At 69.8% G+C, this 12691-nt stretch carries 13 protein-coding genes; 6 read left to right on the top strand and 7 right to left on the bottom strand.

Annotated features, from left to right (window positions below):
• Positions 1-342: OmpP1/FadL family transporter (locus tag BM396_RS25095; RefSeq protein ID WP_170867503.1), on the top strand; the 342-nt coding region annotated here is incomplete at its 5' end.
• Between the two features lie 82 nt (positions 343-424).
• Here the strand turns inward: BM396_RS25095 and phaC are convergent.
• A complete protein-coding gene (phaC, locus tag BM396_RS25090) occupies positions 425-2206 on the bottom strand; it encodes a PHA/PHB synthase family protein (RefSeq protein WP_043357424.1) in 1782 nt (593 codons plus the stop codon).
• 216 nt (positions 2207-2422) lie between these two features.
• Between phaC and BM396_RS25085 the strand changes: the two genes are divergently transcribed.
• The 4 genes from BM396_RS25085 (at position 2423) to BM396_RS25070 (ending at position 4958) form a co-directional block, all read left to right on the top strand.
• Positions 2423-2800 carry a hypothetical protein gene (locus tag BM396_RS25085; protein WP_244538948.1) on the top strand — a complete coding sequence of 126 codons (378 nt, stop codon included), beginning with the start codon at positions 2423-2425 and terminating at the stop codon, positions 2798-2800.
• 120 nt (positions 2801-2920) lie between these two features.
• The gene (locus BM396_RS25080; RefSeq protein WP_043357422.1) at positions 2921-4138 is read left to right on the top strand and encodes an LL-diaminopimelate aminotransferase; all 1218 of its coding nucleotides are present in this window, start codon (positions 2921-2923) and stop codon (positions 4136-4138) included.
• Positions 4139-4272: 134 nt separating this feature from the next.
• Positions 4273-4485, top strand: a complete 213-nt coding sequence (locus BM396_RS25075; protein WP_020090818.1) for a hypothetical protein — start codon at positions 4273-4275, stop codon at positions 4483-4485.
• Between the two features lie 113 nt (positions 4486-4598).
• A complete protein-coding gene (locus BM396_RS25070) occupies positions 4599-4958 on the top strand; it encodes a hypothetical protein (RefSeq protein ID WP_043357408.1) in 360 nt (119 codons plus the stop codon).
• A 21-nt stretch (positions 4959-4979) separates the two neighbouring features.
• Here BM396_RS25070 and BM396_RS25065 read toward each other — a convergent pair whose 3' ends face one another.
• Entirely contained in the window at positions 4980-5318 is a 339-nt protein-coding gene (locus BM396_RS25065) for a DUF3140 domain-containing protein (RefSeq protein ID WP_043385613.1), read from the bottom strand.
• A gap of 199 nt (positions 5319-5517) precedes the next feature.
• Between BM396_RS25065 and prfB the strand changes: the two genes are divergently transcribed.
• A protein-coding gene (gene prfB, locus BM396_RS25060; RefSeq protein WP_100794053.1) for a peptide chain release factor 2 occupies positions 5518-6646 on the top strand; the annotation gives its coding sequence in 2 pieces (ribosomal slippage) (positions 5518-5586 and positions 5588-6646; 1128 coding nt in all).
• A 218-nt stretch (positions 6647-6864) separates the two neighbouring features.
• On the opposite strand, the gene ggt is transcribed toward prfB, so the two are convergent.
• The 5 genes from ggt to BM396_RS25030 all read right to left on the bottom strand — a co-directional run bounded on the left by ggt (position 6865) and on the right by BM396_RS25030 (position 12681).
• Complete coding sequence (ggt, locus tag BM396_RS25050; protein ID WP_043357403.1) at positions 6865-8466, bottom strand: gamma-glutamyltransferase; 1602 nt, start codon at positions 8464-8466, stop codon at positions 6865-6867.
• Between the two features lie 196 nt (positions 8467-8662).
• Positions 8663-9586 carry an ABC transporter ATP-binding protein gene (locus BM396_RS25045; protein ID WP_043385611.1) on the bottom strand — a complete coding sequence of 308 codons (924 nt, stop codon included), beginning with the start codon at positions 9584-9586 and terminating at the stop codon, positions 8663-8665.
• Positions 9583-10611, bottom strand: coding sequence for an ABC transporter ATP-binding protein (locus BM396_RS25040; protein WP_043385608.1), 1029 nt, complete (start codon positions 10609-10611; stop codon positions 9583-9585). The genes BM396_RS25045 and BM396_RS25040 overlap by 4 nt, the downstream gene beginning before the upstream one ends.
• On the bottom strand, positions 10608-11522 hold the full coding sequence (locus tag BM396_RS25035) for an ABC transporter permease (RefSeq protein WP_043385606.1): 915 nt from the start codon (positions 11520-11522) through the stop codon (positions 10608-10610). Before BM396_RS25035 ends, BM396_RS25040 begins: the two co-directional genes overlap by 4 nt.
• A gap of 214 nt (positions 11523-11736) precedes the next feature.
• A complete protein-coding gene (locus tag BM396_RS25030; protein ID WP_043385603.1) occupies positions 11737-12681 on the bottom strand; it encodes an ABC transporter permease in 945 nt (314 codons plus the stop codon).
• Positions 12682-12691 lie beyond the last annotated feature (10 nt).

The following is a 12691-nucleotide window of genomic DNA, read 5'->3' as shown; positions in this document are numbered from 1 at the left end:
GACGCCTCGCCGAACCTGACGCTGCGCACGGGCTTCGCCTACGAGACCTCGCCGATCGACTTCCGCAACCGCTCGGTGCGGCTGCCGGACGGGGACCGCTACATCGCCTCGGTGGGCGCCAGCTACCGCTGGAGCCGGCAGCTGACGCTGAACCTCGCCTATTCGCACTTCTTCCTGGACCGGTCGCGGATCCTGGCGGGCCTCGGCCGCGACTACAACGTCGGCAACATCGCCTTCGCGGGGGTGGTGGATTCCAGCGCCGACATCGTCTCGGTGGGCTTCCGCTACGTGTTCGGCGCGCCGCCGGCCCCCGCCCCCGCGCCCCTCGTGCGGAAATGGTGATGCGCCTGCGCGGGGCGCCCGGCTCCCCCGGGCGATCCGCGACGGGCGGTGCCCCGCTCCGGTTCGCCGCGGATGGCGCGCCTCAGGCCCGCATGCGCACGTAGGTCCCCGGCGCCGGGCCGAGGGATTGGAGCGCATCCCCGCCGGGTTTCCGGGCCGGCACCCGCTCCGGCGCCTGCGCCTCGATCCACTGGAACCAATACGGCCACCACGAACCCTTGGTCTCGACCGCGGCGCTGATCCAGTCCTCCAGCGTCCCCTTGACCGGGCCGCCGGTCCAGTAGCCGTATTTCGGCTTGGACGGGGGGTTGATCACGCCGGCGATATGGCCCGATCCCGCCAGCACGAAATCGACCTTGCCGCCGAACACCTTCGAGCCCTCGAAGACCGAGAGGGCCGGCGCGATGTGATCCTCCCGGGTTGCGAGGTTGAAGATCGGGACCTGCACCTTCTTGAGGTCGAGGCGGACGTTGCCGAGCACCATCCGTCCCTGCGCCAGCGTGTTGTCGAGGTAGCAGTTGCGCAGATAGAAGGAATGATTGGCCGCTGGCATCCGCGTGGCGTCGGAATTCCAGTACAGCAGGTCGAAAGCCGAGGGCGATTTGCCCTTGATGTAGTTGTTGACGATGTAGGGCCAGATCAGGTCGTTCGGCCGGAGCATGTTGAAGGCGTTCGCCATCCGGGCGCCCTCCAGGTAGCCCTGCTCGGCCATCCGGGCCTCGACCTGCCGGATCTGCTCCTCGTCGGCGAAGACCTTCAGGTCGCCGGCATGGGTGAAGTCGACCTGCGTGGTGAGCAGCGTCGCGCTCTTGATCCGCCGGTTTCCGGTGGCGGCCTGCATGGCCAGCGTCACGGCGAGCAGCGTCCCGCCGACGCAGTAGCCGGCCGCCGTGACCTCGGTCTCCCCGGTGGCGACCCCGATCGCGTCGATGGCCGCCTCGATCCCCTCGCGCATGTAGGACTCGAAGTCCTTGTCGGCATGCCGGGAATCCGGATTCACCCACGAGATGCAGAAGACCGTCAGGCCCTGGTCGACCATCCACTTCAGGAAGCTCTTCTGGGGATTGAGGTCGAGGATGTAGAACTTGTTGATCCAGGGCGGAACCATCAGGAACGGGCGCCGCAGCACGGTCTCGGTGGCGGGCGCGTACTGGATCAGCTCGATCAGATCGTTGCGGAACACCACTTCGCCGGGGGTGACCGCCATGTTGCGCCCGACCTCGAACCCGCTCGGGTCGGTCTGGCGCACGCGCAGATGTCCGCCGCCCGCCTGTAGATCCTCCTCGTACATCTTCAGGCCACGGACGAGGTTGGCGCCGTTCTCCTGGAGGGTATGGCGGATCAGCTCCGGGTTGGTCGGCAGGAAGTTCGACGGCGAGAGCATGCTGGTGAGCTGGCGCAGGTAGAATTGCGCCTTATGGCGCGTGTGCGCATCGAGCCCCTCGGCCTCGTCCACGAGGCTTTCGGCCCAGCGGGCGGCGAGCAGGTAGGCCTGCTTGATGAAGTCGAAATACGGGTTGGTCGACCACTCGGCATGGGCGAAGCGCGCGTCCCGGGGCTCCGGAAGAACCACCGGGTCGGCGGGCTGGCCCTGCAGGCGCATGTAGGTCGAGCCCCAGAGCGACAGGAAGGCCTGCGACAGGCGGGCCTGGGCCTCGGCGCTCCGCTTCGGGTCGGCGAGCCAGGTCTCGGCCACCTGCCCGAGGACCTTGGCGGCCTCGTTCATCTCGCTTCCGGGGGCGCCTCCCTGTCCCTCGGGCCCGAGGGCGCGGGCGATATTGCGCCCCATCGCCTCGACGAACTGTCCGGCATTGCGGGACAGCGCCTCGAAATCCGGCATCGGAGCAGCCATGCCGTCCGGCATCGCGCCGTTCGAGACCGACTTCGGAGGGGCGGTCCGATCCGGCGCCTGCGGACTCGTCAAACGTGCCTCCCTGTGTTTCGTCTGTCGACCCGATCGCGCGGGCCTCGTTTCCGACAAAATAAGGAGCGAGCCAGAGCTTTCGCCACCCCGGTTGCGGACGTCGCCGAAACATCCGGCCGTTCTTTTCAAACCCATGTGACGATGGATCGTGCCATTTTGAACCCTGTCGCCCGCATGTCCCGCAGCCTGCCGCTGATCCGCACGGCCGGCCTCGGGCTGCTGGTCAGCCTGCTCGGGGCCTGCTCGGGCGACGTCGTCCGCTCGCTGGCCTCCGATGCAGGCTACGGGCCGCGGACCGTCACCGCGCCGGATTTCGTCGCGGAATCCCGCAGCAAGGCGCAGCCCGACTTCATGCCGGTGGGCGTCGACGCGCCGAAGCGCCCGGTCCGGGCCAAGTCGGTCACCGGCCAGAAGGCCCTGGAGGCGGAGCTGGAGAGCGCCCGCGGCCGCAACGAGGTCCGCGGCCGGGCGGCGGCGAGCGCCGGGCAGGGCGCCGCGGCCACCATCAAGCCGGCCCCGGCGCCGCCGCAATAGCACCGATTTGAGCACCGATTTGTGGGTCGGCGGCGGCCCGCAACTCTGCTAGAGCATGGGGTTCGCGCGACCGGCCCAGACGAAAGACGCCAGATTCGGGACGCGCCGATGGACACGCCCATGACCGACTTCCACCGCATCAAGCGACTGCCGCCCTACGTCTTCGAGCAGGTCAACCGGATCAAGGCCGCCGCCCGCGCGCAGGGCGCCGACATCATCGATCTCGGGATGGGCAATCCCGACCTCGACGCCCCCAAGCACGTGATCGCCAAGCTGTGCGAGACGGCCGGGCGGCCCCGCACCGACCGCTACTCGGCCTCGAAGGGCATCGCGGGCCTGCGCAAGGCCCAGGCCGGTTACTACCAGCGCCGGTTTGGCGTGACCCTCAACCCCGACACGCAGGTGGTGGCGACGCTGGGCTCCAAGGAGGGCTTCGCCAACATGGCTCAGGCGATCACCGCCCCGGGCGACGTCGTACTGGTGCCGAACCCGAGCTACCCGATCCACGCCTTCGGCTTCCTGATGGCCGGCGGCGTCATCCGCTCCGTGCCGGCCGAGCCGACCCCGGCGATGTTCCCGGCCCTCGAGCGGGCCATGCGCCACTCGATCCCGAAGCCGGTCGCCCTGGTCGTCTGCTACCCGTCGAACCCGACCGCCTACGTGGCGAGCCTCGACTTCTACCGGGATCTCGTGGCCTTCGCGAAGCAGCACGAGCTGATCCTGCTGTCGGACCTCGCCTACGCGGAGGTCTATTTCGACGACAACCCGCCGCCCTCGGTCCTGCAGGTGCCCGGCGCCATCGACTGCACGGTGGAGTTCACCTCGCTGTCGAAGACCTACTCGATGGCCGGCTGGCGCATGGGCTTCGCGGTGGGCAACGAGCGCCTGCTCGCGGCGCTCACCCGGGTGAAGTCCTACCTCGATTACGGCGCCTTCACGCCGATCCAGGTCGCCGCGACCGCCGCCCTCAACGGGCCGGACGACTGCATCCACGAGATGCGCAGCATCTACAGGAAGCGCCGCGACGCGCTGGTGGAATCCTTCGGCAAGGCCGGCTGGACCATCCCGTCGCCCGCCTCCTCGATGTTCGCGTGGGTTCCGATCCCGGAGCGCTACCGGGAGATGGGCAGCCTCGAATTCTCCAAGCTGCTGCTGGAGAAGTCGGATGTCGCGGTGGCGCCCGGCATCGGATTCGGCGAATTCGGCGACGAGTATGTCCGCATCGCGCTGGTCGAGAACGAGCAGCGCATCCGGCAGGCCGCGCGCAACATCCGCCGGTTCTTCGACGGCACCGACAAGACCCTGCACAACGTCGTGCCGATGGTCCGGGCCGGCTAGCCGACCCCGCGCGGATTGTTGCCGCGGGGCGACAGGCTCCGCCAAAGGCGCCGACGCCCCGCGCCGGCGCTTGTCAGGACGGATCGCGATGGCCAGGGTCAGGTGCGGGGGTCCTCCCGCGTCCCGAGTGTCGCATGCGCCGCCTGAACCTGATCGCCGCCCTGCTGCTCGCCGCCGCGGCCTCGGCCTGTGCGCCGAACCCGATCATCGCCCGGGATCCGATCCCCGCGCCCGGCCCGGCGGACGTGTATGCGTGCGACTCGAAGCCGTTGCCGGTCAACGCCTTCACGACGGATTGCCGCCCCGTGCCGGCGAGCCCGCAGGTTGTCCTGCGCGCCCGCGGCTGATCTGCGCCGGCATTTCGGTAACCGGTCGATTCGGATGGGCCGGACAAGCCGCCCGCGATCAGCTAGACTGTAGGCCAGATGCCGGCCCGGCCGGCCCCCTGACGGAGCATCGCGTGAGCACCAAGACCCTGATCGCCGCCGGACTGCTCGCCCTCCTGGCGGGGCAGGGCGCCTCGGCCTCCGACGCCGCCTACCCGCCCGCGCCGTACCAGCCCCGCGCCTTCGTGTTCACCGCGCCGAACGGGCCCACCGTTCTCGAGACCGAGGGGTGCTGCCAGGTGGTGGTGCCGCCGGGCCGTCCCGATCTCGCGCAGCCCGCGGTCCCGGTCGCCGAGGTGATGAACGGCGGTGGTTTCGGCTATACGGGCTTCGACTATTACAACGACCAGATCACCGAGGGCCGGTTCGGCGCGCGCAAGCGGCCGAAGGAGTACGTGATCGCTCCGTCCTACATCGTGCCGCCGCGCTACTGAGCCGCCGGGCGTTCCGGAGCCTCAATCCTTGTGCGGATCGTGGCCCCAATTCATCAGCGACAACCGCCACGGTGAGTCGGGGTCCTTCCGGGCCTCTCCGCCCTGCTTGAGGTGGCGGTGGACGTAGCCCACCACCTTGCGCATGGCGGCGTAATCGTCGTCCGTCAGGTCGGCCTTCTTCGTATCCTTGATCGCCAGGATGCGCCGGCCCATCGCGTGGCCGGTGGACTCGCCGCCGCCCTTCTTCTGGCCGACCTCCTTGCTGGCCTCGCTGTCGAGGTGCTTCTTCAGCGCCGCGGGCGTCATGTTGACGGCCTCGTTGAAGTCCGCCCACGTCGCCGCGTGATCGTCGTCCGCCATCCGCTTGCCTCCTGGGCCCTGTCGTTCGTGCCCGACAACGCGCCCGAGGCTTGCCGGCTCGCCTCCTTCCCTGCGGTCGGGCGCCGCACGGGCGGCATGCGACGCGACGCGGAAGCGTTTACAGGCCGGGTCCCGGGGGCTATCACCCCGACCCGACGGACCTCCATTCTTTCCCCAAACCCCATTCCCGAAAAACCAGATGCGCGCCGAGATCGAGCAAGCCTCGGATGCCGCCAAGCAGTCTATAGGGCTGCTGAGGAGGCATCTTTGACTGGGATACAGTCGATAAACGCCTCGCGGAGCTGAACGCGGCTTCCGAGAACCCCGACCTCTGGAACGATGCCGAGGCCGCCCAGAAGGTCATGCGCGAGCGCCAGCAGCTCGACGAGGCCGTCACGGCGATCAAGAAGCTCGAGCGCGATCTCGAGGACGGCGCCACGCTGATCGAGCTCGGCGAGATGGAGGGTGACGAATCCTCGATCCGCGAGGGCGAGGCGGCGATCCTGGCCGTCGAGAAGGAGGCCGCGAGCCGGCAGGTCGAGACCCTGCTGTCCGGCGAGGCCGACGGGTTCGACACCTATCTCGAGGTCCATGCCGGGGCCGGCGGCACCGAGAGCCAGGACTGGGCCAACATGCTCCAGCGCATGTATGCCCGCTGGGCCGAGCGTCGGAAGTACAAGGTCGAGGTCGTCGAGATGACCGACGGCGAAGAGGCCGGGATCAAGGGCGCCACGCTCCTGATCAAGGGCCACAACGCCTATGGCTGGCTCAAGACCGAGTCCGGCGTGCACCGTCTGGTGCGGATCTCGCCCTACGATTCCAGCGCCCGGCGGCACACCAGCTTCGCCAGCGTCTGGGTCTATCCGGTGATCGACGACCGGATCGAGATCGAGATCAAGGAATCCGACTGCCGGATCGACACCTACCGGTCGTCGGGCGCCGGTGGCCAGCACGTCAACACCACCGACTCGGCGGTACGTATCACCCACAATCCGACCGGGATCGTGGTGGCGTGCCAGCAGGAGCGCTCGCAGCACAAGAACCGGGCGACCGCCTGGAACATGCTGCGCGCCCGCCTCTACGAGGCGGAGCTGAAGAAGCGCGAAGAGAAGGCCAACGCCGAGGCCGCGTCCAAGACCGATATCGGCTGGGGTCACCAGATCCGGTCCTACGTGCTGCAGCCGTACCAGCTGGTGAAGGACCTGCGCACCGGCACCCAGTCCACCGATCCGGACGAGGTGCTCGACGGCGATCTCGACCCGTTCATGGAGGCCTCGCTCGCCCAGCGGGTCTACGGCGGTGGCGAGGCGGTCGAGGATATCGACTAATCCGAACCTCCGGGGATCCGAACGACTGTCGTTCCGGTCCCCGGGGCGTCCAATCCGATCACCTCATCCTGAGGTGCCGGAGCGTAGCGGAAGCCTCGAAGGAGGCCTCCGGATACCGTTGCGATTGCTGGAGCCCTCCTTCGAGGCCCGCTGACGCGGGCACCTCAGGATGAGGGCGGTGGGTGGCAAGGCCTTGAGCATCCCACCGGCCACGCCCCTCAATACCCCAGCGCCGCCCCGTCCTTGCGCGGGTCCGAGCCGGCCGCCAGCGTGCCGGCCTTGCGGTCGATCCAGATGATCTGGCCGCCGCCGAGCGGCAGCGGCGCGCGGATCGCCGGGTGGCCGCGCTCGATCAGCCCCGCCATCACCGCGTCGGAGATCCCGCCCTCGACCTCCAGGCTGCCGCCATAGGCGAAGCTGCGCGGGGCATCGAGCGCCTCCTGCACGTCGAGGCCGCGGTCGATGAGGCCGGAGAGCAGCTCGACATGGCCCATGGCCTGATAGTGGCCGCCCATGACGCCGAACGGCGCGACCGCCTGCCCGTCCTTCATCAGCATGCCGGGGATGATCGTGTGCATCGGCCGCTTGCCGGGCCCGACGCTGTTCGGGTGGCCGCCCTCCGTGCGGAACGACAGGCCGCGATTGTGCAGCAGGACGCCGCTCTCGGGTGCCAGGATGCCGGAGCCGAAGCCCTGGAAGATCGAGTTGATCAGCGACAGGGCGTTGCCGTCCCGATCGACCACGCAAAGATAGACCGTGTCCTTGTGGGCGCGGCCCTCGGCGATCTCCTGCCTGATCTCGGGATAGATCTCCGGCTCGCGGGCCCGGCCCATGTCGATCGCCCCGTGGGCGGCGGCCTTCCAGGCGTCGGAGAGGAGGTGCTCGATCGGCACCTGGGCGAGGGCGGCGTCGCCGAACAGGACGTCGCGGTGATGATAGCCCTGCTTGCAGGTCTCGGCGAAGAGATGCAGCCGGTCGAGGTCCGAGAGGGCGCCGACGTCGTAATGCGTGAGCACGTTGAGCATCATCAGCGCCGCCAGGCCTTGGCCTGCGGGCGGGCACTCGTAGACGTCGTAGCCCCGGTAGCGGGTTGAGACGGGTGTCACCATGTCGGGCCGGGCAGCGGCGAAGTCGTCCAGGGTGTGCAGGCCGCCGAGCGCGTTGAGCCGGCTCACCATGTCTTCGGCCACCGGCCCCGTGTAGAAGCCGCGCGCGCCCTCCTGGGCGATGCGCCGGAGCGTCGCCGCGAGCTTCGGCAGGCGCAGGACGCTGCCGATGGCCGGCACCTGCCCGCCGGGCAGGTAGGTCTCGGCGGCGTGCGGATCGGCGGCGACGCGCTCCGCGCCCCGCTGCCAGTCCCAGCCGACCCGTTGCTGGATCACGAACCCGTCCTCCGCGTAACGGATCGCCGGCTGGAGGAGCTCACCCAGCGAGCGGGTGCCGTGCTCGCGGACGAGCAGGTCCCAGGCTGCGACGGCACCCGGCACCGTGACGGCGTGCGGCGAAGTCGGCGTGATGGCGACGCCGTGCTCGGCGTACCAGTCGGGCGTGGCGGCCGCCGGGGCGCGGCCCGAACCGTCCAGGGCGAGGGGCTTGGTGGCGCCGGCGGGGGCGTAGAGGGCGAAGCAGTCGCCGCCGATGCCGGTCATCAGCGGGTCGACCACGCATTGCACGGCGACCGCCGCGATGCCGGCATCCACGGCGTTGCCGCCCGCGCGCAGCACCTCGATGGCGGCGAGAGTCGAGAGCGGGTGCGAGGTCGCGACGGCGGCGTTGGCGGCGTAGACCGGGGAGCGGCCGGGGGCGGAGAAGTCTCTCACGGGATGTCCTGCTGTATGGATCGTCTCGACGAGACGACGCTGCTTGATCCAAAAATCGGCCTGAGGTGCCGGAGCGAAGCGGAGGCCTCGAAGGAGGGCTCCAGAGATCGCGCGGCTCGCTGGAGCCCTCCTTCGAGGCTCGCTGCGCTCGCACCTCAGGATGAGGGAGGAGGGTGGGAAAGAGAAAGTGGGCTTGTCACGCGCCCTGACCCTCGGGCATCGCCACCCAATGCCCCGGTGCCACTTCAATGAGCGGCCCGTCCGGCGGCTGGTCGTGGCCGGCGAGGTCCCGCGCGGCGAGGCGGGCGCGCTCCTCGGCCGGGTGCGGCACCGGCACGGCCGCGAGCAGGCGGCGTGTGTAGGGATGGCGCGGATCCTCGTAGAGGGCGTCGGCCTCGGCCATCTCGACGATCCGCCCGCGCCAGAGCACCGCGACCCGGTGGCAGAGGTAGCGGACCATCCGGAGGTCGTGGGAGATGAACAGGTAGGACAGCCCCATCTCGTCCTGCAGGTCCTGGAGCAGGTTCACCACCTGCGCCTGGATCGAGACGTCGAGCGCCGCGATCGGCTCGTCGGCGACGATGAAGCTGGGCTTCAGGGCGATCGCCCGGGCGATGCAGATGCGCTGGCGCTGGCCGCCCGAGAACTGGTGCGGGTAGCGCCCCATGAACCGCGGATCGAGCCCGACCCGCTGGAACAGCGCCGCGACGGCCTCACGCCGCTCCGGGCCCCGCATGTCCCGCCGGTGCAGCTTGAACGCTTCGGCGACATAATCCCCAGCGGTCATGCGCGGGTTGAGGGCCGCGTAGGGGTCCTGGAACACGGTCTGCATCCGGGCGCGCATTCTGCGCATCGCCCCCGCCGAGAGCTTGGCGAGGTCGGTGCCCTCGAAGGCGATCGTGCCGGATGTCGGCGGGTTGAGCATCGTCACGGCCCGGCCGATCGTGGACTTGCCGGAGCCGGATTCGCCGACGAGCCCCAGGGTCTCGCCGGGACGGATGTCGAAGCTCACCCCCTCGACGGCGCGGAACACCGAGGCCTTGCCGCCCCACCACGAGCGCAGGGGATAGTGCTTGGACAGGTCCCGCACCGAGACGACCGGATAGTCCTGCGGGCTCATCGCGCGGCCTCCCGGCTCAGAAGCTGCGGCAGGTCGTACCAGGCGGCGACGAGGTGGCCGGGGGCGGCGCCGGGCGCCTGCGCCAGGGGCGGCATCTCGGTCCGGCACCGGGGCGTCGCGTAGGCGTTGCGCGGCGCGAAGGGATCGCCCGGCGGCAGGTGGCGCATGTCCGGGGGCGCCCCCTCGATCTGGTGCAGGCGACGGCGCCCGGCCCGGCCGCCGGAGAGGTCCGGCAGGGAGCGCAGAAGCCCCAGCGTGTAGGCGTTGCGGGGATCCGAAAAGATGTCGTCCACCGGGCCGCGCTCTAGGATCCGGCCGGCATACATCACCTGCACGGTGTCGCTGATGCCGGCCACCACGCCGAGGTCGTGGGTGATCCAGATGATCGCCATGCCGAGCTCGCGCTTCAGCTCCTGCACCAGGCCCACGATCTCGGCCTGGACGGTGACGTCGAGGGCGGTGGTCGCCTCGTCGGCGATCAGCAGCTTCGGGCGACAGCTCAGGCCGATGGCGATCATCACCCGCTGGCGCTGGCCGCCGGAGAACTCGTGCGGGTACTGGTCGAGGCGCGCTCCCGCGTTCGGGATGCGGACGAGGTCGAGCAGTTCCTTCGCCCGGACGCGGGCGGCGCGGGCGTCGAGGCCCAGATGGATGCGCAGGGGCTCGATGATCTGCGCCGCTACGGTCATGCCGGGGTTGAGCGAACTCATCGGGTCCTGGAACACGAACCCGATCGCGCCGCCCCGAACCTTTCGGAGTTCCCGCTCCTTCAGGGCGAGGAGATCGCGCCCCTCGAACAGCACCTGCCCGCCGGTGATGCGGCCGGGCGGGCGCGGGATCAGGCCCAGCATGGCGAGCACGTGCACGCTCTTGCCGGAACCCGACTCGCCGACGATCCCCAGGGTCTCGCCCTCGTGCAGGGTGTAGGAGACGCCGTTGACGGCGTGGACCGCGCCGCCGTCGGTGTCGAAGGCGACCGCGAGGTCGCGGACGTCGAGGAGAGGCTTGGTCATGGGCGCTGTCATGTGCGCTGCCTCGGGTCGAGGGCGTCCCGCAGGCCGTCGCCGAACAGGTTGAAGGCGAGGACGGCGAGGAAGATCGAAAGGCCGGGCCAGATCGCCATCCAGGGCGCCTCGTCCATGAAGTTCTTGGCGGTGTTGAGCATCGCCCCCCAGGAGGGTTCCGGAGGCTGCTGGCCGAGGCCCAGGAACGACAGGCTCGCCTCCGCGATGATGGCGGCCGCGATGGTGAGCGTCGCCTGGACGAGGATCGCCGGCACGATGTTGGGCAGGATGTGGACCCGGGCGATCCGCCAGGGCGGGTTGCCCATGGCCCGGGCCGCCTCCACGAACTCCTCCGCCGCCACGGCGCGCACCTGCGCCCGGGTCAACCGGATGAAGGTCGAGGTCGCCGAGAGGCCGATGGCGATCATCGCGTTGACGAGGCTGGGGCCCAGGAAGGCCGCGAGCGCGATCGCCAGGATCAGGAAGGGAATTGCCAGGAGCGCGTCGGTAAGGCGCGAGATCGCCCCGTCGATCCAGCCGCCCGCGTAGCCGGCGAGCAGTCCCAGCGGCAGGCCGAGGGACACCGCCAGCGCCACCGATACGAGGCCGGCGCCGAGGGAGGCGCGGGCGCCGAAGATGATCCGCGAGAGGACGTCGCGGCCGACCTCGTCGCCGCCGAACGGGTGCGCGAGGCTCGGCGCGCCGCGGACGTTGCCCCAGTCGGTGGCGGTGGGATCGTAGGGGGCGATCCAGGGGGCGAAGACCGCCATGAGGATCAGCAGGCCGACGATGACGAGGCCCGCGACGGCGCTCGGGCGCGCCCGCAGGCGCCGCCAGAAGGCCGCGAGGGTGCCGGGTTCCTGGATGAGGGCCGGCGTGCCCGCGGGGGCCGCGAGGCCGGTGGCTTCGGCGATGGGGGTGCCGGTGCTCATCGGGGGCTCGCGGGGTTGGCAGCGATGCGTACGATCCGCGCACACTGCTTTTCAGCGCAGCCCATGATGGTTTCAGGCCGGCCAGTGCGAGATGCGACGCGCTCCCTCTCCCGCTCGGGAGAGGGGACCCGCGCTTCACTCTGTGCACTCAATTGTAACTCCCGAAGTCGCAGCTCTGAAGACTGCGAGAGCGAGGCGCGGGCAATCATTGCGCTCATGCCCGCCTGAGCTTCGGGTTCACGGCGGCCGAGAGCAGGTCGGCGGCGAGGTTGAGGGCGATGTAGGTGGCGGCCGTGCAGATCACGACGCCCTGCACCGTGGCGAAATCCCGGTTGAACACCGCATCGACCATCAGCTTGCCGAAGCCTGGCACGGAAAACACCTGCTCGGTGAGCACCGCCCCCGACAGGAGCTGCCCGAATTCCAGCGCCCCCAGGGTGATGATCGGGATCGCGGCGTTCGGCAGCGCGTGCCGCAGGGTGACCCGCAGGGGCGAGACGCCCTTGGCGCGGGCCGTGCGGACGTAGTCGGAGCCGAGCACGCCCAGCATCGCCGCGCGGGTGTGGCGCATCATCACCGCCGCGATGGCGTTGCCGAGCACGAAGGCCGGCATCACCATGGCGGCGAGGTTGTCCGACAGGCTCTCGAACGGCGAAACGTAGCCCGAGGCCGGCAGCCAGCCGAGTTCCACCGAGAACAGAAGGATCAGCAGGATCCCGAGCCAGAAGTTCGGCACCGAGAGGCCCCACAGGGCGATCCCGTTGGCGATCGTGTCGGCGGCCTGCCCGCGCTTCACCGCCGAGAGCACGCCCATCGGTACGCCGATGGCCAGCGCCACCAGCATGGCGAGACAGGCGAGTTCGAGGGTGACCGGCAACTTCTCGACGATCAGCTCGGAGACCGGCTTCTGCAGCCGGATCGACTCGCCGAGATCGCCCCGCAGCACGCCGCCGGCCCAGTAGGCGTAGCGTACCGGCAGGGGCTCATCGAGGTGGTACTTCTCGCGGATGAAGGCGATCACCTGCGGGTCGCGCTCCTCGCCTGTCAGCGCGGTGGCGACGTCCCCCGGCAGCAATTGCTGCAGGGCGAAGATGATCATCGAGGCCAGGATCAGGGTCGGGATCGCCAGGGCGAGGCGTCGGGCCAGAAATCGAAGCATCAGAGCCGCA

Source organism: Methylobacterium sp. UNCCL125, assembly GCF_900116795.1.
Lineage (GTDB): Bacteria > Pseudomonadota > Alphaproteobacteria > Rhizobiales > Beijerinckiaceae > Methylobacterium > Methylobacterium fujisawaense.
This window is presented reverse-complemented; position numbering and strand designations above follow the sequence as displayed.

What these genes read in the sequence shown, in the direction of transcription:
- phaC (WP_043357424.1), bottom strand. Translation starts at nt 2,206, where the DNA reads ATGCCGGACGGCATGGCTGCTCCGATGCCGGATTTCGAGGCGCTGTCC.
- BM396_RS25080 (WP_043357422.1), top strand. Translation starts at nt 2,921, where the DNA reads ATGACCGACTTCCACCGCATCAAGCGACTGCCGCCCTACGTCTTCGAG.
- BM396_RS25075 (WP_020090818.1), top strand. Translation starts at nt 4,273, where the DNA reads ATGCGCCGCCTGAACCTGATCGCCGCCCTGCTGCTCGCCGCCGCGGCC.
- BM396_RS25065 (WP_043385613.1), bottom strand. Translation starts at nt 5,318, where the DNA reads ATGGCGGACGACGATCACGCGGCGACGTGGGCGGACTTCAACGAGGCC.
- BM396_RS25045 (WP_043385611.1), bottom strand. Translation starts at nt 9,586, where the DNA reads ATGAGCCCGCAGGACTATCCGGTCGTCTCGGTGCGGGACCTGTCCAAG.
- BM396_RS25040 (WP_043385608.1), bottom strand. Translation starts at nt 10,611, where the DNA reads ATGACAGCGCCCATGACCAAGCCTCTCCTCGACGTCCGCGACCTCGCG.
- BM396_RS25035 (WP_043385606.1), bottom strand. Translation starts at nt 11,522, where the DNA reads ATGAGCACCGGCACCCCCATCGCCGAAGCCACCGGCCTCGCGGCCCCC.
- BM396_RS25030 (WP_043385603.1), bottom strand. Translation starts at nt 12,681, where the DNA reads ATGCTTCGATTTCTGGCCCGACGCCTCGCCCTGGCGATCCCGACCCTG.